26 protein-coding genes are annotated in these 18,474 nt (G+C 53.7%); 25 read left to right on the top strand and 1 reads right to left on the bottom strand.

The genetic code is table 11. The features are described 5' to 3' along the window. The first annotated feature begins 64 nt into the window (after positions 1-64). From CVE23_RS15795 to CVE23_RS15665, 25 genes are all read left to right on the top strand, one after another. On the top strand, positions 65-295 hold the full coding sequence (locus tag CVE23_RS15795) for a hypothetical protein (protein WP_100849904.1): 231 nt from the start codon (positions 65-67) through the stop codon (positions 293-295). A 284-nt stretch (positions 296-579) separates the two neighbouring features. After that, positions 580-891 carry a hypothetical protein gene (locus CVE23_RS22900; protein ID WP_100849902.1) on the top strand — a complete coding sequence of 104 codons (312 nt, stop codon included), beginning with the start codon at positions 580-582 and terminating at the stop codon, positions 889-891. 561 nt (positions 892-1,452) lie between these two features. Continuing rightward, a complete protein-coding gene (locus tag CVE23_RS15780) occupies positions 1,453-1,803 on the top strand; it encodes a phage holin, lambda family (RefSeq protein ID WP_225622695.1) in 351 nt (116 codons plus the stop codon). After that, on the top strand, positions 1,787-2,227 hold the full coding sequence (locus CVE23_RS15775; RefSeq protein WP_100849901.1) for a lysozyme: 441 nt from the start codon (positions 1,787-1,789) through the stop codon (positions 2,225-2,227). The genes CVE23_RS15780 and CVE23_RS15775 overlap by 17 nt, the downstream gene beginning before the upstream one ends. Further along, on the top strand, positions 2,224-3,522 hold the full coding sequence (locus CVE23_RS23115; RefSeq protein ID WP_100849900.1) for a DNA-methyltransferase: 1,299 nt from the start codon (positions 2,224-2,226) through the stop codon (positions 3,520-3,522). Before CVE23_RS15775 ends, CVE23_RS23115 begins: the two co-directional genes overlap by 4 nt. Further along, positions 3,519-4,058: a hypothetical protein gene (locus tag CVE23_RS15765; RefSeq protein WP_100849899.1), complete on the top strand. Its 540-nt coding sequence runs from the start codon at positions 3,519-3,521 to the stop codon at positions 4,056-4,058. The genes CVE23_RS23115 and CVE23_RS15765 overlap by 4 nt, the downstream gene beginning before the upstream one ends. Positions 4,059-4,093: 35 nt before the next feature. Continuing rightward, positions 4,094-4,318, top strand: coding sequence for a DUF2560 family protein (locus CVE23_RS15760; protein WP_100849898.1), 225 nt, complete (start codon positions 4,094-4,096; stop codon positions 4,316-4,318). A 167-nt stretch (positions 4,319-4,485) separates the two neighbouring features. Further along, on the top strand, positions 4,486-5,121 hold the full coding sequence (locus tag CVE23_RS15755; protein ID WP_188726087.1) for a putative metallopeptidase: 636 nt from the start codon (positions 4,486-4,488) through the stop codon (positions 5,119-5,121). Positions 5,122-5,152: 31 nt separating this feature from the next. Next, positions 5,153-5,641 carry a DUF2280 domain-containing protein gene (locus tag CVE23_RS15750; protein WP_100849897.1) on the top strand — a complete coding sequence of 163 codons (489 nt, stop codon included), beginning with the start codon at positions 5,153-5,155 and terminating at the stop codon, positions 5,639-5,641. Next, complete coding sequence (locus CVE23_RS15745) at positions 5,638-7,206, top strand: terminase (RefSeq protein ID WP_100849896.1); 1,569 nt, start codon at positions 5,638-5,640, stop codon at positions 7,204-7,206. Before CVE23_RS15750 ends, CVE23_RS15745 begins: the two co-directional genes overlap by 4 nt. A gap of 11 nt (positions 7,207-7,217) precedes the next feature. Beyond that, the gene (locus CVE23_RS15740) at positions 7,218-8,669 is read left to right on the top strand and encodes an anti-CBASS protein Acb1 family protein (protein WP_100849895.1); all 1,452 of its coding nucleotides are present in this window, start codon (positions 7,218-7,220) and stop codon (positions 8,667-8,669) included. Positions 8,670-8,700: 31 nt separating this feature from the next. Next, positions 8,701-9,603 carry a phage minor head protein gene (locus CVE23_RS15735; RefSeq protein WP_167389578.1) on the top strand — a complete coding sequence of 301 codons (903 nt, stop codon included), beginning with the start codon at positions 8,701-8,703 and terminating at the stop codon, positions 9,601-9,603. A 209-nt stretch (positions 9,604-9,812) separates the two neighbouring features. Then, positions 9,813-11,207: a DUF2213 domain-containing protein gene (locus tag CVE23_RS15725; RefSeq protein ID WP_100849892.1), complete on the top strand. Its 1,395-nt coding sequence runs from the start codon at positions 9,813-9,815 to the stop codon at positions 11,205-11,207. Continuing rightward, on the top strand, positions 11,207-11,641 hold the full coding sequence (locus CVE23_RS15720) for a hypothetical protein (RefSeq protein WP_100849891.1): 435 nt from the start codon (positions 11,207-11,209) through the stop codon (positions 11,639-11,641). Before CVE23_RS15725 ends, CVE23_RS15720 begins: the two co-directional genes overlap by 1 nt. Before the next feature lie 11 nt (positions 11,642-11,652). Further along, a complete protein-coding gene (locus CVE23_RS15715) occupies positions 11,653-12,684 on the top strand; it encodes a major capsid protein (protein WP_100849890.1) in 1,032 nt (343 codons plus the stop codon). Between the two features lie 39 nt (positions 12,685-12,723). Beyond that, entirely contained in the window at positions 12,724-13,020 is a 297-nt protein-coding gene (locus CVE23_RS15710; RefSeq protein WP_100849889.1) for a hypothetical protein, read from the top strand. A 2-nt stretch (positions 13,021-13,022) separates the two neighbouring features. Continuing rightward, entirely contained in the window at positions 13,023-13,406 is a 384-nt protein-coding gene (locus tag CVE23_RS15705) for a DUF7370 family protein (RefSeq protein WP_038667799.1), read from the top strand. Next, positions 13,403-13,573, top strand: coding sequence for a DUF551 domain-containing protein (locus CVE23_RS23110; RefSeq protein WP_100849888.1), 171 nt, complete (start codon positions 13,403-13,405; stop codon positions 13,571-13,573). The genes CVE23_RS15705 and CVE23_RS23110 overlap by 4 nt, the downstream gene beginning before the upstream one ends. Positions 13,574-13,575: 2 nt before the next feature. Continuing rightward, positions 13,576-13,926: a hypothetical protein gene (locus CVE23_RS15695; protein WP_100849887.1), complete on the top strand. Its 351-nt coding sequence runs from the start codon at positions 13,576-13,578 to the stop codon at positions 13,924-13,926. Positions 13,927-13,928: 2 nt separating this feature from the next. After that, positions 13,929-14,297 (top strand): hypothetical protein, encoded by a 369-nt coding sequence (locus CVE23_RS15690; RefSeq protein ID WP_100849886.1) that lies wholly within the window; start codon positions 13,929-13,931, stop codon positions 14,295-14,297. Continuing rightward, positions 14,294-14,677, top strand: a complete 384-nt coding sequence (locus CVE23_RS15685; RefSeq protein ID WP_100849885.1) for a phage tail termination protein — start codon at positions 14,294-14,296, stop codon at positions 14,675-14,677. Before CVE23_RS15690 ends, CVE23_RS15685 begins: the two co-directional genes overlap by 4 nt. Positions 14,678-14,775: 98 nt before the next feature. Next, positions 14,776-15,327: an HNH endonuclease gene (locus CVE23_RS15680; protein WP_100849884.1), complete on the top strand. Its 552-nt coding sequence runs from the start codon at positions 14,776-14,778 to the stop codon at positions 15,325-15,327. Positions 15,328-15,389: 62 nt separating this feature from the next. Then, a complete protein-coding gene (locus CVE23_RS15675) occupies positions 15,390-16,133 on the top strand; it encodes an Ig-like domain-containing protein (protein ID WP_100849883.1) in 744 nt (247 codons plus the stop codon). Positions 16,134-16,193: 60 nt separating this feature from the next. Beyond that, positions 16,194-16,874 (top strand): DUF6246 family protein, encoded by a 681-nt coding sequence (locus CVE23_RS15670; protein WP_100849882.1) that lies wholly within the window; start codon positions 16,194-16,196, stop codon positions 16,872-16,874. A gap of 202 nt (positions 16,875-17,076) precedes the next feature. Beyond that, a complete protein-coding gene (locus tag CVE23_RS15665) occupies positions 17,077-17,610 on the top strand; it encodes a Rha family transcriptional regulator (RefSeq protein ID WP_100849881.1) in 534 nt (177 codons plus the stop codon). A gap of 42 nt (positions 17,611-17,652) precedes the next feature. Here CVE23_RS15665 and CVE23_RS23270 read toward each other — a convergent pair whose 3' ends face one another. Then, positions 17,653-18,405, bottom strand: coding sequence for an ORF6N domain-containing protein (locus tag CVE23_RS23270; protein WP_100849880.1), 753 nt, complete (start codon positions 18,403-18,405; stop codon positions 17,653-17,655). Positions 18,406-18,474 lie beyond the last annotated feature (69 nt).

The following is an 18,474-nucleotide window of genomic DNA, read 5'->3' as shown; positions in this document are numbered from 1 at the left end:
ACCGATTATCGGTTATATTGAATTCATCGAAACGAGATATCCGCCTACCGCTGGAGAAAATAAGATGAATGCATATCAATTATACGATGCCGCAATGGAAAACGCAGAAAACAACGATATCGAAATCAGTGCCGAATATTTTTCTGATTACGCAGAGGGGGCGCTGAATATTTTTATGTCGCAAAATTTGGCAGAAAAAATTTATGCGTGCGCCGTCAATTTCCGAGATAACGGGGTGGGAACTAACGATTTGTGGCACATGGTAGAAAAACCACTCAGTGAGATCGAAATATAATGTTGTTGATGGAATTTATTAATAGGCAATTTGGCGGCAATCAGGCTGCCTTTGCTCGTCACATGGGTGTGCGCCCACAAAAAGTTCAGGACTGGTTGAATGCTGGGATGTTTGTGTACGTCGACGCACAGGGGCGGGCATTTCTGTGCTCTGTAAGAAGAGAGATACCCGTCACAAAAAAATAGCATCACCCCATTGAGTATAACTGATTATCGGTTATAATTGATGTCAGCAGGGAGGGGGGATTAACCAACTCCATCAGTTAAAAATAACGGAGTGTCATAATGAAGCGATTTTATATTCCAAAATCCGCACTAGTTATGTGCCGCAGTAAATACCAGAGGTTCGCTTGTGATCTCAAATACGCCATAAATCAAGGCATGTTATCTGACCCGGATTGGCGCGTTGACATAATTTTAGAATGGTATTTTACAGAAGAGAAGTTTCAGAACCATCCCACAGAGGGTTATGGGCATCACTATGCCTGGGTCGAGCATTGCCTTTTATCAGAAGGCGGCGTAAAGCTTAGCGGCGACAGGGCATTCGTTAAATGTGATGATCGTCCCGCGTATATTGAGTGCCACAAGAACTGGTGACGACAAGTTGAGCAACAAAAACATTAAAGCGCTGGCGATGGCTCTCAGTCTCTCAAGGCGCGATATCGCAGAGATAGTTACGTTGGGCGGCATCCCGACATCAACAAGCCGGGCTGACTCATGGTTGCGCGGTAGTTCGTCGGCAAAGACGCCCACTGGAAATAGTGATTTTGACGGTACAATTTCTCGCAGTAGAGAGATAACAACAACCGAATTTGATGCATTTTGCGCTGGATTAAGGTCATGGCTTGATAAAGACGCCAGCAAGGACTAAGTTTTTCTTGTTCCCTGGGTCTCTGGGGATGAACCCAAGTAGGATAGATTTTCTTCCCCAGTTCCCCGCTCCGGCGGGGTTTTTATTTTGCGAGAAACAAAGCTATTGACATTGAGCCACTGAGCCAATAGCATTAGATACGATGTAACACGTATATGCGTAATAATGATAAACCCGCCACTGAGCGGGTTTTTGCGTTTCTGGATAATCGAAAAATGAATTCACAGCCTCGGCATTCGCCGGGGCTTTTTTATTTCAACTGCGCCCCGTTACGCGGAGGTGAGGTCATGCGTATGAACGACAAAGATCCCGGATTCTGGGCGGACATCGCCACCGGGTTGAAAAACTCGTTGCCGCAAATATCCGGCGCGACGCTGGCAGTAATCATTTGCTACGGACGCCTGATTTATGACGGCGTTGAGCGAAAAAATAAATGGATAGAGGGCGTCCTGTGCGGCGCCCTTTCTCTTGGCATTTCCAGTGCGTTGGATGTTGTAGGGCTGCCGATCAGCATGTCGCCGTTTATCGGCGGAATGGTTGGATTTATCGGTGTAGAGAAGCTGCGCGGCATCGCTATTCGCGCAATCAGCCGCCGCGTCGGTGCAGACGATGGGGACAGCAATGCAAATCAGCAATAACGGTATCGCGTTGATCAAGGAATTCGAGGGCTGCCGCCTGTCCGCATATCAGGATTCTGTCGGCGTCTGGACTATCGGATACGGCTGGACGCAGGCAGTTGACGGTAAACCGGTCCGCGCCGGCATGCAGATTGACCAGGCTACCGCAGAGCGGTTATTGCGCTGCGGCGTTGTCCAGTACGAGCAGGCAGTAAATCAACTGGCAAAGGTCAAGCTGACTCAAGGTCAATTTGACGCGCTGGTTAGCTTTGCATACAACCTCGGCATTCGATCGCTGTCCACGTCCACGCTGCTGAAAAAACTGAACGCTGGTGATATTGCTGGTGCGGCTGATGAATTCCCGAAATGGAACAAGGCCGGCAGCCAAGTATTGCCAGGGCTGGTTGCGCGTCGCGCTGCAGAACGCGAGATGTTTTTGTCATGACATCAGTAAAACTTCATCACGGCGACTGTCTCGACGTCTTACGCTCAATGCCGGATAACTCAGTAGACAGTATTGTCACTGACCCTCCGTATGGCCTGAAGTTTATGGGTAAAAAATGGGACTACGATGTGCCGTCAGTAGAAATATGGGGTGAATGTCTGCGCGTCCTGAAGCCTGGCGGCCACCTACTTGCTTTCGCAGGAACCCGCACTCAGCATCGAATGGCAGTCCGCATCGAAGACGCCGGATTTGAGCTGCGAGACATGGTGACATTTCTGTATGACACGAATGAAACTGCTCAGGCGCTGATTGAGAGCATGACACCAGAGCAGTTAAAATTGCTGGATGCCACTTTTGGTCGGGATTCTATGATTGCCTGGATTTATGGCAGCGGATTCCCTAAGTCTATGGATGTTAGCAAGGCGATTGATAAGTCGGCCGGTGTTGAGCGCGAAATCGTTGGCAAGAGAGTTAAGTCAGGAAACATAAAGGGCAGCTCCCTTCATTCAGGATCAGAGAGAGCCGGTCGCGGGCACTCGTCAGAAGTGATATACACGAAACCCGCCACTGACTCAGCTAATCAATGGCAAGGCTGGGGAACCGCACTGAAGCCAGCACTGGAGCCTATCACCGTGGCGCGCAAGCCGCTGGTGGGCACCGTCGCGGCGAACGTGCTGGCGCATAGTACGGGAGCACTGAATATCGACGGGTGCCGGGTGGTAGGCGCTGACGACCCAGCAGCGCGCTACAACGGCAAGCCAGCGAGAGGGGAGAACACGAACGCATACGGCGCTGCGTCAAAGCGGGATGAGGTTTACCAATCTTCCTCCCTCGGCCGTTGGCCTGCCAACCTGATTCACGATGGCAGTGATGAGGTGGTTGCCCTGTTTCCTATGACCGCCCCTTCGAAATCGTCAATGCGCGGGGTTGGCCTAACGGGTTCCAATGAAAAAATTTATGGCAAAGGAAATCCAGATTTTAACACTCTACGCGGTATTAATGACAGCGGCGGCAGCGCTGCACGCTTCTTCTACTGCGCAAAGGCGAGCAAAACCGATCGGGGAAACGGTAATAATCACCCGACAGTCAAACCCACCGACCTGATGGCCTATCTCTGCCGTCTGGTAACGCCTCCTGGCGGTACCGTGCTCGATCCGTTTGTGGGCAGCGGTAGCACAGGAAAAGCAGCGGTATTGGAGGGTTTTCAGTTTATTGGCATTGAACGTGAATCTGAATACGTAGAGATAGCGCGTGCTCGTATAGCTGACGCACAGAAAAAGTCGGGTGCAGCATGAAAATATGGGCAATTGCGGGTCTGTCGCTGGTAGCTGGTATTGCGCTCGGCTGGTACGTTCAGGGGTTGCGCTGGGATGCTGATGCTGCCGAAATTGGGCGCAAACAGTCTGATAATATCAGCGCAGGCCAGCAGGCAATAATTGCGCGTCAGTCGTTTGAGTTCCATCGCTACAACGAGATAGCACGCAACGCGAATCAGTACGCTATCAACATCAAAGGGCAGTCAGATGAAAAACAGATTGTTTACCGGGCAATTATTAAACGTGACCCAGCTAGTGGTAAGTGCGTTCCTGATGATGTTGCTGATCGGCTGCTCGACTACACGAACCGTTTACGTGCCAGCGCAGTGCACGCCGCTGCCAGAGACGCTGACACAACCAGTACTGGCTCCGCTGCCTCCGGCTGCCGACTGACATATGCGCAGGCGATTTACTGGATTGATCCGTTGCTGGCGGCAATTGAGCAAGCAAACGGGCAGCTGGCGGCTATTCGCGAGGCCGATCAGTCAAGGGGAAGTGGTAATACACAACGTTAATTTCTAATTGGCGCATCAACAACAAGAGAGTAATCATGGCGGAAGAATTATCAGCATCACAACAAATTCGCGTCGGCTTGCTGACAACGCTCAGTTATGACACAGCAGCAACGGCAAAGGCGATCGAATTCGTTCAGGATGATCAGTTGCGGTACAAGCTGTTTATCGATCAGTACAACCGGGTGCATACGGAAACCGAGGTTGTGGCGAAAACCATCAAGGCAATCCAGGAAGCGACTGAGGCGCTGGCTCTGTTTTAACTCGGCATTACAGCAGGCATTCATTGAGTGCCTGTGATAATGCTTATTTATAAAATCCTGCCAATAGCGCAGATGTAGCGCCATTGGCAGAGATTTATATAGGTTTTCTTGAGCGGTGTTTCGTATATCCCGGCGTTTTATTTAATGAGGTAGCGGAAAATTCTGTCATGAGTGACTCAGCAATAAAAAGACCGCACGCACCGCAGTCATTCATCACACCAGCCGACCCGTATCCGTACACGCGATTAACCCCGGCAAACGATATTCACGATTGGATCAGCGACAACATCATCAACGATTCCGGTTACCTGCATAATCCTGACCACGAGCATTTGGCAGGTGCTGACATTGCGTTTTTGTGGGCCTCTAACGCTTTTGAGAAAAAAGGGCGCGCAGTCCTCGGTCAGTGTGAAGAGGTCATGATGCGTGCTGGCGGCTGGCAAAAAGCCAGAATGGAACAGCAGATGTATGAATGGTTTGGCCGGGTTCCTCAATTCATCATCACGCTGGCCGCCGATTACTGCGCCGAATGTAATGACCTTGAATTCTGCGCATTGCTGGAGCACGAGCTTTACCACATCACCCAGGCTGTCGATCAGTTTGGTGCGCCGAAGTTCAACAAAGAGGGGCGGCCGGTTCTGAAATTGCGCGGCCACGACGTTGAAGAATTCGTAGGCGTGGTTCGCCGCTACGGCGCGAGCCGCGATGTGCAGGAACTGGTGGACGCAGCAAATCAACCCGCAGAGGTAGCTCACATCGATATCGCCAGGGCGTGCGGGACGTGCATGCTGAGGCTGGCTTAAATATTGGACTGTATTAGACGGATGGTGAGGCATGGCTGCACTAAAATCAGATGTGAAAGCCTTCATCATTCAAATGCTTGCATGCTTTGATACCCCTTCGCAGGTGGTGGAGGCTGTCCAAAAAGAATTTGGTATCAAAATAACCCGCCAGCAGGCTGAATCTCATGACCCAACGAAGGTAAGCGGCAAGACACTGGCGAAAAAGTGGGTCGACATGTTCAACGCGACCCGCGACCGCTTCCTCAATGAAATTTCCGATATCCCGATCGCCAATAAGGCCTATCGCCTGCGCGTCCTGCAACGAATGTCCACGACCGCAGAAAACATGAAAAACATGGGCATGACGGCGCAGTTGCTGGAGCAGGCGGCTAAAGAGGTTGGGGATGTCTACACCAACAAACAGAAGGTTGAGCAAAGCGTTGTTGCCACACATAACGTTATGCCGGTCCCGTCCTGCGATAACGTAGACGACTGGGAAAAAGCAGCGCAGAAACAGCAGGGCGAGGTATTGGGTGGATGAATTACAAAGCCGTCTGGAAACCTTTGCCGGGATCGCAATCGCTCTCCCTGAGTTGCCCGTGTAACGAAATCCTCTACGAGGGTACGCGTGGTCCGGGAAAAACTGCCGCGCAGCTGGCGCGCTTTCGTCGTCTGGTTGGCCTGGGTTATGGCTCGTTCTGGCGCGGCGTAATTTTCGATACCGAGTATAAAAACCTCACCGACATCATCACTCAGTCAAAGCGCATGTATCGCCTGTTCAACGACGGGGCACGCTATCTGGCATCGGCCAGTGAGCTGCGATGGGTCTGGCCTACGGGCGAAGAGTTGCTCTTCCGTTTCGGTAAAGAGGAAAGCGATTACTGGGACTATCACGGCCAGGAGTTCCCGTTTATTGGATTCAACGAGCTGACGAAGCAGCAGTCACCAGAGTTCTACGAAATGATGTTCTCCTGCCGGCGCTCTTCGTTCCGGCCAGAAAACTACCCGCTGGCGGGCGGCAGCCTGTTGAAGCCAATCCCGCTGGAGACGTTCAGCACGACCAACCCGTTCGGCATCGGCCATACCTGGGTGAAGAAACGCTTCATTGAACCTGCGCCGCGCGGCACAATCATTCGCGAAACGCAAAAGGTGTTTAACCCGCAGACCGAGCGCGAAGAGGACGTGACGCTCACCCGCGTTGCGATTCACGGTTCGTTCAAAGAAAACCCTTATCTGGATCCGCAGTACATAGCGACGCTGATGGCCATCAAAGACCCGAACCGTCGCAAGGCGTGGGTAGAGGGTTCATGGGACGTAACCAGCGGTGGCCGCTTTGACCATCTTTGGAATGCATCGCTACACGTCATTAAGCCGTTCCGCATCCCGGATAGCTGGACGGTTGACCGCTCCCATGACTGGGGCGAGTCGAAGCCGTTCTCTAACCTCTGGTGGGCACAGGCTGATGGTACTGCCGCTGAATTGCCTGACGGTCGCCAGTTCTGCCCGCCAGCCGGGTCGCTAATCCTGATTGGCGAGTGGTACGGCTGCCCCCCGGACGAGCTAAACAAAGGTCTGAACATGTCCTCCACCAACGTCGCAAAAGGCGTTGCGTGGGTTGATAGGCGGCTGGTGGGCGACGATGCAGATGAGCCAGAGGAGATTCAACTCGACGGCAAAACGCAGGGCCAACTGCATATCATGCCAGGCATCTGCGGTGAGGTATCAAAAGGCCCGGCTGATGGGGCGATTTACAACACCGGCGATGACGAGCTTTCCATTGCCCAAAAGATGGAGAAACAGGGTGTCGAATGGATCCCATCCAATAAAAAGCCCGGCTCACGCATCAATGGCGCATCGCTGTTCGCTGACATGCTTGAGGCTGTCGTAGAGGGCAAGAATCTGGAATCAGGAATGCCTGAGAAGCCTGCTTTCTATGTCTTCGAATACTGTCGCGGCTGGATAAGCCGCATTCCAGTGCTTGTTCGCGACGATAAAAACCCTGACGACGTCGACACCCAGCAGGAAGACCACGACTGGGATGCAACGCGTTACCGCGTACTGCATTCACCACAAAAAATTACAGGCATGTTGGTGCGCTCGCGCTGACGGAGGACATCGTGACCGAAAGCGAAATGAAACAGCAGCGAGCCAGTAACTCCAGCGTCGAAAAAGAACGCCGGAACTACCTTTCATCGCTGTTCAATGGGACCAGCAACACGAAGCGCCAGCGCCTCTATCAGGAGTTCGGTTACCCGCAGGAACTAACATTTGATGACTTCTACCGGGCATATCGCCGCAATGCTGTAGCAGGTGCCGCCGTGACGCGTATGGTTGACGGCTGCTGGGAGGATTTCCCGGAAGTTTACGAAGGCGACCAGACAAAGGATGCGTCAAAGCTCACCGACTGGGATAAACGCATCAACAAGTTGCTGAAGCGCTGCTGGGAGCAAATTAAGGGCGCTGACCGCCGTAACCTTGTCGGCCGCTATTCAGCTCTGCTGGTGCAGGTAAAGGACAGTAAACCGTGGTGGGAACCCGTGGATACTGTCGTGGTTGCCAGACAAAGGGAGAAAGCCCTCGTTAAGCTGATTCCGGTATGGGAAGCGCAGCTTGATCCTGTGCAGTGGAACGAAGACCAGAGCAGCGACGAGTTCGGTGAAGTGACGATGTACTCGTTCACTGAGCTTCCTGTCGATGGAAACTTAGATGCAAGGCCGGGGCGCATCATTAACGTCCACCCTAGCCGTGTAATCATCCTTGCTGAAGGCTCTGATGATGGTGTCATGACCTCTGGTAAATCGCTGCTTGAGGCTGGATTTAATAAGCTTCTGGACATCGAGAAGGTGAGCGGAGGTGCGTCAGAAGGTTTCCTCAAGAACGCCAGTCGCCAGCTTAACTACTCATTCAGCGAGAAGACCAACTTCGCCGCCCTGGCTAAAGCTCTCGGCGTTCCTGAAGGACAACTGGCTGATGCGCTTGATGATCAGGTTCGTCGCCTGAATAACAGCACTGACAGCGCCAGCTTTATGCAAGCGGGCACTGCTGAGGTGCTAAGTGTTGCAGCCGCTGACCCTGAACCAACGTGGCGCACTGCACTCAGTGAGTTCTGCGCCACAGTACCGATCCCGGTTAAAGAGCTGATAGGCATGCAGACTGGTGAGCGCGCCAGCACTGAGGATGCGAAAGGGTGGGGGCGCACAAGGATGAGTCGCCGCAAAGGATTTCTGACCGATGTTATCACCGACGTTGTAACCAGATTCTGGACGCTTGGTATTGTTGAGCCAGCCGCTGGTGAGGAAATTACCGTCGGATGGTCTGATCTGCTGGCGCCGAGCCAAGCAGAGAAGATTGCCAATATGGACAAGCTGGCCGACGTGGCGGTGAAATCGACGAATGCCTTTGGTCGTTCGGCTATCGAAGAGAACGAAATCCGCACGGCTGGCGAACTGCAACCACTGCCTGAGCTTGAAGATGAGGTTCCGCCTGATGGCAACAAACCAAAGCCCGATCCCCTGGGCGACCCTCAGTCAGAAGCCGAAAAGTCCGGTGATACCACGGTCGAAAGTTGACCCCACAATGTCGCGAAAGTCCGTCAGCAATATGGCGCGCGACATCGAAGATCGGTATTACGCGATAAAACTGGAATTGAAAGCGCAGCTTGACCGGATTCTTATTGGTCGGGAGAGACTTGGCAATAGTCAGACATGGCATTTCCTGTGCCATACCAACGGCGACGATCCGACGTTGTACCAGGTGAACGCCGGGACGTTCATTTACGACATGTCGGCGCAGCAAATGCGTGACTTGCTGCAGGTGGTTCAGACGATACTGGATGACCACTTGCTGGCAGGCGGTGAGCAAAATCTCTGGGCGCTGGATTATGTATCGGCTGAGTTCCAGCGCGGTACGTTCGAAGCGTTCAATAACCTGTCTCAACAGTCGCAGGTTTACGCCAGCCAGACGACGCTGCAGCAGTTGCTATCCAGCCCGGCCTACCAGAACCAGATCGCCAGCGCATACATCAGCACGTACAGCGACTGGAAACTGGAGGCTGACCGGGCGCGCGGCGACCTCGCCAACGTCATTGCCGACGCCATTGGTCGGGGCGTCAATCCTCGCGAGACAGCGCAAGTCATCAGCAAGCGCCTCGATGTCTCGATGTCTCGTGCCAAAAACATCGCACAGACCGAGCAAGTCGGCGCGCTGCGCCAGGCGCAATGGAACGAAACTGACTGGGCTGCTGACCGGCTTGGGCTGAATACCGGCCTTCTGTGGCTGTCAGCGCTCAAACCAACAACGCGCGCCTGGCACGCCAGCCGTCACGGTAAGGTTTACACTACCGAAGAGGTGCGGGACTTCTACGCCGAGAATGGCAACCGGTACAACTGCTATTGCAGCCAGATACCGGTGCTGCTCAACGACGACGGCAGCATTTTTAATGAAGGGCTGGCGGATAAGCTGAAAAAAGAGCGTCAGCAGTGGGCCACCAAGGAGGCCGCATGATCTACCCATGTGATGCCGCCAACGCAGTGGGGATTTTGAACATCCACTACCAATTCGCAGAAACCATATGTCGCCCAAAAGAAAGGATTAAGGCAATTACTCAGGGCCTCATAGCCCATGACAGGATGCTTGCCGATTGGGACGGACACAGAAAAAGCGCCGACTATCGCCGAAGAGTTACACCTAAATCACTTTAATGAGGACGCAACGTGAAGCTATCCAGCATCCACGTTAAATCCCTCGCCATCAACGCCTCCAACATCTCAACGACAACCATCAACGGCCAGGAACACTACGTCATTCGTGGTGCAGTCCCGATCGTCGATGACATCGTGATGAATGGCGGCCTGTACCCGGCGGAGGAGATTAACAACAGCTACCTGACAATGGAGCGCAAGTTGATGCCGTTGGGTCACCCGATGGTGAACGGCAAATACGTTAGCGCCAACGACCCGCAGGCGGTTAACGATTATTACGCCGGTGCGTGGGCTCAGAACGTCAGCAAGGCCAACGACAAGGTCGTGATGGACGTTTACGTCAATAAGGCCGTGGCAGATACCAAGCCTGACGGAAAGCGCCTTATTCAGCGCCTGGACGACATGATTACCGGCAACAACGCCGACCCGATTCATGTTTCCACCGGCCTGCTGCTGAACAAAGAGCAGAAGGCTGGCGAGTCGAAGGGGAAAAAGCACTCCTGGGTCGCTCACAACATGCAGTTCGACCACATCGCGATCCTGCTCGATGAGCCTGGTGCTGGCACGCCAGATGAAGGCGTCGGCATGTTCGTCAACGCTGACGGACAAGAGGCTGATGTTGAATCGACGAGCCTCATCGATGCTGCCAACAGCCTGAAAGACGGCTGGTGGAACAAAGTTAAGCTCTTCATCAGCAACGCATCAGAGATGTCCTTTGACGACATCTACCAGGCACTGCGCATGTCCATCAAGCAGGACGACAAAAAGTGGCGCTACGTCGTCAGTGTCTGGCCTGACCATTTCGTTTACGAAGAGGATGGCGAGAACGCCAAACCGAAACTCTTCGACCAGAAGTACCTCATCTCTGACAAGGTCGTAACGCTTGTCGGCGATCCAGTAGAAGTCGTGCGCAAACCAACTGAGTACGAAGTCAAAACCAACGGAGAAGAAAACCCGATGAAAGAGAAGATGATCGCCGCGCTCAATGCCGCAGGCGTTAAAACCGAGGGGCTGACCGACGATCAGGTCTGGGATGCCTACAACCAACAGATGAAGAAGAAAGAAGGTGGCGGCGACCCGGGCCAGGCTCAGATTAACGCTGACGCGATTACTGCGGCAGTAAACCTGGCACTTAAGCCGCTGACCGACGAGATCGGCACGCTGAAATCTCAGTTACAGGCGAACGCTGAGCAAGACCTCAAAACCAAGCGTGAAGCGGTCAAGGCGAAATTCCCGTTCATGACTGAAGCTGCGATCAACTCGCTGGCTGGCGATGCGCTGAACGACATGTATTCGCAGTGCCAGACCAGTACTGGCCTTAACCCGTCATTCCATCAGGTGAATGCTGATGTCGACCAGTGGAAAGACTACGACCTCAACGCTGGCATGGATCAGGAGAATAAATAATGGCGAATGTCATCTATCGCGGCCCGGTCGAGCGTGAACCGGAAACCATCAACCTGCCTGTAGCGGCGGCGCTCAACCCTGGCGTGGCCGTTAAGGTTGCCTCCGGCAAACTGGCCGTGGCGGCCGATGCCACCGGGCGCTGGCTCATTCTTGGCAATCGTCGCTTCACTGGTCAGGCAATTACCACTGCTTACGCAGCAAACGAAACCGGCGTGGCGTATCGCGTCGAAGGTGAGCAGGAATACAACGTCCGCCTGGCGGCAGCTGCCTACACCGCTGGGCAGGAACTGACTGTCGGTGCTGGTGGCGTGTTCAAGGCGGCCGCTAGCGGCAATCAGGTAGTTGCGACGTTCGACGAAAAAGCAGGGCGCACTCTGGCGGCGGAAGGTTTCGCCGACGTGGTGATCCTCTCCACTCCGTACGCCAAGGCATAAGGAAAACACGAATGTTAAAGTATACGAAAGAACAGCAAGCGCTGATTCTTAACGCCCGTCGTCGCTGGGATATGATGCAGCGCAATATGGCGGCCCAGCACGGTTTTGCGGTTAACGACGCAAACGGCCAGTTCATCGCGTATGACAACCTAGTTGGTAACGCCTCCGTGTTGCCTAAAGATGTCTGGGGCGAATGGGACCGTTCGGCGATTACCGTGCAGCGCGACGTCCTGGCGGTGTTCAACGACCTGGCGGCAAGCGTGTCACGCCCGATGGCACTGGGTAAGATCGTTCACTACTTCATGACCCTGTCCGACTCTGGTGATGTGAATATCAGCCTGGACGGTCGCGGTAAAGCTAAGACCGATCAGCCTGTCATGGATTATGAAGGCACGCCACTGCCGATCATCGATAGCGAACTGTCTTTCGGCTGGCGCCAGATGCTGGCTGCCCAAACGGAAGGCTACTCGCTGGACAGCGATGCCATCACCAACCATCAGCGCAAAATCGCTGAGAAGCTGGAGGATTTGGTGTTGAACGGTGATTCGACCATTAACGTCAGTGGCTCAACCATATTCGGGCTGCGCAACGCACCTTATCGCGCAACCGGTGTTCATGGTCTGGTTCTGAAAGGTGCTACGGGGGCACAATGGGTTGGCGTCATCACCGACCTGATCAACCTGCTGCACACTCAAAACTACTACGCACCAGTGACCATTTACCTGAACTATTCGGACTGGTTCTACACCACGGTGACCGATTACGCGGCGAACTACTCCAAAACCATTTCCACTCGCATCATGGAAATCCCAGGTGTGGCTGCGTTGGTTCCCGCGTCGAAAGTTCCAGCAAATGAGCTGCTGGGCGTGGTTAAACGCCCGGACGTGGTCCAAATCCTCAACGGCATGCCGCTGACCATGCGCCCGAAAGCACGCCAGAACCCGGAAGATGATTACGTCTTCACCGTCCTGGCAGCGGCGTCCCCCCAGTTCAAACACGACCACAATGGCCAAGCCGGTTACGTTCAGGTCACCAACGCGTAATTCACGGGGCTTCGGCCCCTTTTCTTTTACGGAGGCCGTATGGCTGATAAGAAAAAGCAGAAATGGATGCTGACCCACGATAGTCACGAATTGAAGAGGGGGGCTATTTTCGAAGGCAATTCGCTTCCCTTGTGGCTGTCGGGCAAGGCGATCCCGGTTAGCGAGCAGGTGCTGGAAGTGGCAACGCCTGATTCCGAAGCAGTAGCAAAGCTGCAGACCGAGCTGGATGAGGCCAACAGCAAGGTAACTACGCTGACCGCGTCCAACGCAAAGCTGCAGACCGAGCTGGATGAGGCGCAGAAACAGCTGGCTGAGCTGCAGAAGAAGGTGAAATAACCATGGCGGCCCAGATAGCTGCCGATGACGTGTCTGCTCTGCTTGCCGAGCTGGGCTACAGCATTCCATCTGTGGTGCTGGGCCTGATTCTGGCGCAGGTGAATGCCATCGATGAGTGTCTGGATGCAGCCGGGCAAGACGAGAGCACGCAAAAGCTGATCAAGATCTATGCCGCGGCGCTTTTAGCCGCCTCATCCGGCGCTCGGCGCATCAAATCGCAGGGGGCGCCGTCCGGTGCATCCCGCTCATTTGACTATGGGGTGGACGGTATAACCTGGTTGCGCGACTCGCTGGCCCGGCTGGACGTTCATGGCTGCACCGCCGAACTACCGATCAGCGCTGGCAATAATGTCGGATTTTTTATGGTTGTAGGTGGGTGCAAATGAGCTGGATTACTGTGAATGAGCGCCTACCAAAACCTTTCACTCGCGTCTGGGTGCTGACGGACACCGGCAGGCAGACCACCGGCTACATCAAATCTGACGGCGAGTGGTTCATCAACTGCCAACGCATCCGGGCGACGAATGCAGTGGTGCTGCAGTGGAGGGGATAGCTGTGTCAAATATTGCCAACTGGAGCTACACAGCCAAGGCGACTATCTGGCGCAAACTGCCCGGAAATGACGAATACGGCGACCCGCTGGGCTACGCTGCGCCGGAAGTCATCATGTGTGACTACGAAGGCGGGCTGAGCAAGCGCCTCGGCAACCTGGGTGCCGAGGTCGTCGTGAAAAACACCGTCTGGTCTGAATACGCGCTGGCGGACGCGGGTGATTACCTGCTGATCGGCGAATCAACAGAGGCTGATCCGGTTTCCGCCGGCGCCGACGAGGTGCGGCAGGTTATCAGATACGCCGACACGTTCGAGCGACAGGCGGACGATTTCGCTATTTTGACGGGGGCATAATCATGGGGGCAAAAGTCCGGGGTATAGCACAGTCAAAACGCGGACTGGAGCGGATCATAAACGATATTCAGGGGCGGAAAGCTGTGCGCGCCATTCAATCGGCCATGCTGATTGGGGCGGCGCAGGCAGCGCTGTATACCCCGATTGATACGTCTACGCTGCTGAATAGTCAATACAGGGAAATGAATGTCCGCGGAACCCGGCTAACCGGGCGCGTAGGCTACTCAGCCAATTATGCCGTGTACGTTCATGACCAGAACGTGCCGCAAGTATTCCGGCGCGCCACGGCGGAAAAAGAGTTCCTGACCAAAGGCTTTGCCGATACGCAGGGGCAGATCACCGAAGCTATGCGTAGGGAGCTGGCGTTATGACACCGCTTATGTATGAGCGGGTGCGTAATCTTTTTGGCGATGCCGGGCTGACTGACGGCTTTATCGTGCAGCAGTTGCTGTATGACGATCCCGGCGACATGTCGAAAGCTGTGATGGTGTTCCGGCCGAATGGCGGTACCGCTATCCGCAATGACCTAGGGGCTGAGCATTATGTGCTGGTGGATATCATCGGAGCCAAAGACAAGCGCCGCGATGCCGCCAGCGCCGTCCAGCGCATCATCGACTACGTGCAGGCTAACCCGATGACTGACGAGTGCGTCGGATTTATTCAGAACATGGGCGGCATCCCGCCGCCGATTCTCACCGAGGAGGGGCGGATCGTCTTTCGTTTGCAATTCGCCTGCACCTTTGGGGAATGATATAATTTCACCGCGCGGCTAGACCGGCCAGTCGAAAGCAGAGAACACAGACTCTGTTGCCGCGCACCTTCATCTGTGAAACCTACTGTGAGGTTTATATGAAAGCGAATAAGGGTCGTGATGACCTGCCTATTTCCCGTATCCGTGAGCTTTTCAGCTATGACCCAAATACTGGCGAATTGGTATGGAAAGAACGATCAGCAGAGACGTTCAAGAGCAAGGCTGGTTATGTGAATTTCATGCGAGAATTCTGTGGGAAGTCAGCGGGAGCGGTAAGTAACCGTGGCTATCTTCGCTTAAAAATTCAGGAAAGATCGTATCTTTCTCATAGAGTCATATGGGCATTATTCTATGGCGAGTGGCCCTCTGCAGAAATCGATCATATTAATGGGGTTAAAACGGATAACAGGATATTGAACCTGCGAAACGTACCCATGCTCGAAAATGAAAGGAACAAGAGTCGGCCTGAAAATAACACATCTGGCTACATTGGAGTCTGGTACAGAAAGGATAAAGATCTGTGGCAGGCGGCAATAAGAGCCAATGGCGTCAGATACCATCTTGGATACCACGAAACTCCAGAGCTTGCTTATGCCGCAAGGCTAAAGAAGCAAAAAGAATTAGGTTTCCATGAAAACCACGGGCGATAAGCCCACCGACCTAAACAGGCTGCCGATTGGCGGCCTTTTTTATGCCAAAAGAGGGCTAAATAATGTCTAATTGCCAAAACTCAAATGAACGCCTGTTTGGTGGGGCTGTTGTTTTGGAGGTAAGTGATGGTTGCCCGGACACGAAACCGGCTGAGGCCGACTGGAAAGCGCTGGCAGCTGGTACCAGTAAAGGCTTTGACTTCAACCCGAACACGGTAACAAGTGATGCCGACGATGGCGCTGGTTTTGTTGAAACCATCATCACTAACAGCGACTTCACGATCTCCTTTGAGGGGGAAGTGCGCAAGAAAGACCGGCTTGATCAGTACGGTATCGGCAAGTACATCAAGTATTTTTCGACGGAGTTAGCCGCTAAGAGACAGCCTGGTATCTGGGTTCGCATGGACTATGGCCCGGTCGAGTTTGTTGGTTACATGAACATCACAGCGCTGAGTTCTGACGGCGGTACGAACGATATTGTGACGTTCTCAACCGAGTTCAAGGTTGGCGACGCGAGCACGATAGAAGTTAACGAAACCGACACGGTGGCGGTAACCGGCGTCACAATCTCGCCGACCACTAGCACCGGGGCTGCCGGCGGAACGAGCACGTTCACTGTTACCGTGGCGCCGGCCGGCGCGACCAACAAAACGTTTACTGTCGCATCAACTGACCCCACAAGGGCCACGGCGATGGCATCCGGAACGACGGTCACGGTTAGCCGCGTGGCGACCGGTACGGCGCAGATTGTCATCAACACCGACGACGGCAACTTTGTGGCCACCCACACGGTTACCGTCAGTTAACGGGCATTACAAAGGCTGCCGGCCGGCGGCCTTGATAATGCTCATTGCTCAGGGAAAATCATGACACCACTCAAGGCGATCGGTGAATGCGTTATCTCGACACGCCAGCGCGATTATCTGTTTCGCCCGTCATTTGCTGCCATGACGAATATTGGCGAGCCGGCGGAGATTGTCCAGGCATTCTATGACCTGCATAACGACGAGGCGCGCCCGCTCATCGAGCGAGCTGTGGAGGCTTACGGCGTAGTGCCGGCGTGGCTGATAACTCACGTATCCCGGCCCGCGTTCAGCAAGCGGGCGGTGCTGGCGGCGATAACGGTGCTGGCGGCGTGCTGCGATACCGATTGCTCGGCCCTGACCGGGGAGCTGGTGCCGAGAAAAACCAGAAAAGGCGGCGTTATCTGGCGCCCCGGATCGATGCCTGTTTCCGATCTGGTGCTGGTGGCGCAGTCGCTGATCACTCACGGTATTATCGGAAAGGCTAGGGTGCGGCGTTTGCAGCGTCACGAGTCTGCCGAGCGTACAACCGAATTCCACGCTATCGAGTACATCAACGCGGCGCGCTCGCACTTTGGCATGAGTCGGCAGGAAGCTGAGAGCCTGACGATGACCGAATTTATCATGCTGCTGGCTGCCAAATATCCAGACCAAAAAGGGTTCACACGGGAGGAATACGACGCAGTGGCCGATAACTACCTGCGGCGCAAGGCGGCGAGAATTGCGAAAGAAAGTACCCACTGAACTCCGTCAACTGATTTGAAATCCATCAACCCACTAACTTAGCCCCGTCAGCCGATGGGGCTTTTTTTATCCACGCGCTTCACACGCGCACGTTATAATCCCAGAGCCTACAGAAAGCCGAGCCTGAGAGTTGCCGTTGGTGGCGACCTTCTGGGAGGCGGCTACTCTGTGTGACAGGCTCTGCTTTCTATAGGCAAACGCTATGAATAATCACGCTGTAATTCCCGCCTTTGACTTCCGTGAAATGGTCATGGTGGCAGACGGTCGAATTGTCACCACCTCGTTAAGGGTCGCGGAGTATTTCGGAAAACGTCACGATAACGTCATTCGCGCAGTAAAACGCTTATCTATTGATTGTTCTAATGATTTTAACCAACTCAATTTTGAGGCGGTCGAATATTTAGACAAAAAGGGCGAGATGCGCCTGATGTACAACATCACCAAAGACGGTTGGATGATGCTGGTCATGGGTTTCACCGGCAAGGCCGCTACTGCCATCAAGGAAAGCTACATCACCGCCTTCAACTGGATGGCGGGCCAACTCCAGCGTCGCCATGTGATGGGTGAAGAGGCCATGCATCAATTGGCTATCAAAGAGACGCGCTCTAAACTGAAAGGCACTATTGGTAGCCGCCTTATGAGTGACCGAAAAAGAGAGATACCGCTCTTACGTGCGGAAGAAGAACGGGTGCGCGCCCTGAGTTGTCCGCCACTATTTGATGAGCTGACACTGTGACAAGATGGCTGCGATGTCGTGGCGCGTCCCTGCGCCACCGTGTCAACCCAAAATACCGGCAATTCGCGTTGTTAACTCATCTTTTGTCATGATGACAAAGCCGCGTTTCTGGAGTAGCTCAACCATCGTTGTTGCGCTGATTAATTGCTCGTCGTCACGAGCAGTCTGGGCCATTTCCATCCGACCCTCTTTAAACGTCAGGAGTACGCGGCCACTAAACAGCGGGGAGGATACCGGGCGATTATCTATTATCAGGCAGTGAATATACTCAATCGCCTGTAGCATCTGTGTTTGTGTCAGGTCTTCGATGCGCTCGACATTAAAACGCTGGTGAATGAGTGAATAGGCATCTGAATAGATCATCCCGGTTTTCCCAACCAGCAGGTTAACAGCGTCACGCAATGGTGTGCGCTCCAGTGTTGTGGTTTTCTCCGGGCGGCGTTCTCGCTGGTTAAAGTAGCAGTCTTCCAATTTCTCGAACACGTCCCACGCCTGATCCGTTTCCAGCATCTTTGCGTGACGTGCTGCGCCGCGTTCTGTCCAGAGAATGAGGAATCGAACATTTGAATGGATTTTATTTTGAGAGTCTCTTAAAGATACTCTCAAATTTTCGAGATCCTTCCCCGTGATTTTGAAGTAGTGCTTACCTTCATCAAAGCGATCTCTGTTTCGACTGTGATTGTTCCTAATGCGGATGGGTTCAGTGCCGTAAAGCTGCGCCAGCAGTTCAGTGGTGATAACCGGTATTGAGTTGTGGCTGATGGCTGGCAGGGTTTCTACTATGAATGTAGTCATGACGACCTCTGTTTGTTTTTTTCGAATTGCCACTGTCGGAGTGGTGCCGGGAGGTTCGAAACAGCACAA

Source organism: Dickeya fangzhongdai (assembly GCF_002812485.1).
GTDB classification, from domain to species: Bacteria; Pseudomonadota; Gammaproteobacteria; order Enterobacterales; family Enterobacteriaceae; genus Dickeya; species Dickeya fangzhongdai.
This window is presented reverse-complemented; position numbering and strand designations above follow the sequence as displayed.

What these genes read in the sequence shown, in the direction of transcription:
- CVE23_RS15795 (WP_100849904.1), top strand. Translation starts at nt 65, where the DNA reads ATGAATGCATATCAATTATACGATGCCGCAATGGAAAACGCAGAAAAC.
- CVE23_RS22900 (WP_100849902.1), top strand. Translation starts at nt 580, where the DNA reads ATGAAGCGATTTTATATTCCAAAATCCGCACTAGTTATGTGCCGCAGT.
- CVE23_RS15780 (WP_225622695.1), top strand. Translation starts at nt 1,453, where the DNA reads ATGCGTATGAACGACAAAGATCCCGGATTCTGGGCGGACATCGCCACC.
- CVE23_RS15775 (WP_100849901.1), top strand. Translation starts at nt 1,787, where the DNA reads ATGCAAATCAGCAATAACGGTATCGCGTTGATCAAGGAATTCGAGGGC.
- CVE23_RS23115 (WP_100849900.1), top strand. Translation starts at nt 2,224, where the DNA reads ATGACATCAGTAAAACTTCATCACGGCGACTGTCTCGACGTCTTACGC.
- CVE23_RS15765 (WP_100849899.1), top strand. Translation starts at nt 3,519, where the DNA reads ATGAAAATATGGGCAATTGCGGGTCTGTCGCTGGTAGCTGGTATTGCG.
- CVE23_RS15760 (WP_100849898.1), top strand. Translation starts at nt 4,094, where the DNA reads ATGGCGGAAGAATTATCAGCATCACAACAAATTCGCGTCGGCTTGCTG.
- CVE23_RS15755 (WP_188726087.1), top strand. Translation starts at nt 4,486, where the DNA reads ATGAGTGACTCAGCAATAAAAAGACCGCACGCACCGCAGTCATTCATC.
- CVE23_RS15750 (WP_100849897.1), top strand. Translation starts at nt 5,153, where the DNA reads ATGGCTGCACTAAAATCAGATGTGAAAGCCTTCATCATTCAAATGCTT.
- CVE23_RS15745 (WP_100849896.1), top strand. Translation starts at nt 5,638, where the DNA reads ATGAATTACAAAGCCGTCTGGAAACCTTTGCCGGGATCGCAATCGCTC.
- CVE23_RS15735 (WP_167389578.1), top strand. Translation starts at nt 8,701, where the DNA reads ATGGCGCGCGACATCGAAGATCGGTATTACGCGATAAAACTGGAATTG.
- CVE23_RS15720 (WP_100849891.1), top strand. Translation starts at nt 11,207, where the DNA reads ATGGCGAATGTCATCTATCGCGGCCCGGTCGAGCGTGAACCGGAAACC.
- CVE23_RS15715 (WP_100849890.1), top strand. Translation starts at nt 11,653, where the DNA reads ATGTTAAAGTATACGAAAGAACAGCAAGCGCTGATTCTTAACGCCCGT.
- CVE23_RS15710 (WP_100849889.1), top strand. Translation starts at nt 12,724, where the DNA reads ATGGCTGATAAGAAAAAGCAGAAATGGATGCTGACCCACGATAGTCAC.
- CVE23_RS15705 (WP_038667799.1), top strand. Translation starts at nt 13,023, where the DNA reads ATGGCGGCCCAGATAGCTGCCGATGACGTGTCTGCTCTGCTTGCCGAG.
- CVE23_RS23110 (WP_100849888.1), top strand. Translation starts at nt 13,403, where the DNA reads ATGAGCTGGATTACTGTGAATGAGCGCCTACCAAAACCTTTCACTCGC.
- CVE23_RS15690 (WP_100849886.1), top strand. Translation starts at nt 13,929, where the DNA reads ATGGGGGCAAAAGTCCGGGGTATAGCACAGTCAAAACGCGGACTGGAG.
- CVE23_RS15685 (WP_100849885.1), top strand. Translation starts at nt 14,294, where the DNA reads ATGACACCGCTTATGTATGAGCGGGTGCGTAATCTTTTTGGCGATGCC.
- CVE23_RS15680 (WP_100849884.1), top strand. Translation starts at nt 14,776, where the DNA reads ATGAAAGCGAATAAGGGTCGTGATGACCTGCCTATTTCCCGTATCCGT.
- CVE23_RS15675 (WP_100849883.1), top strand. Translation starts at nt 15,390, where the DNA reads ATGTCTAATTGCCAAAACTCAAATGAACGCCTGTTTGGTGGGGCTGTT.
- CVE23_RS15670 (WP_100849882.1), top strand. Translation starts at nt 16,194, where the DNA reads ATGACACCACTCAAGGCGATCGGTGAATGCGTTATCTCGACACGCCAG.
- CVE23_RS15665 (WP_100849881.1), top strand. Translation starts at nt 17,077, where the DNA reads ATGAATAATCACGCTGTAATTCCCGCCTTTGACTTCCGTGAAATGGTC.
- CVE23_RS23270 (WP_100849880.1), bottom strand. Translation starts at nt 18,405, where the DNA reads ATGACTACATTCATAGTAGAAACCCTGCCAGCCATCAGCCACAACTCA.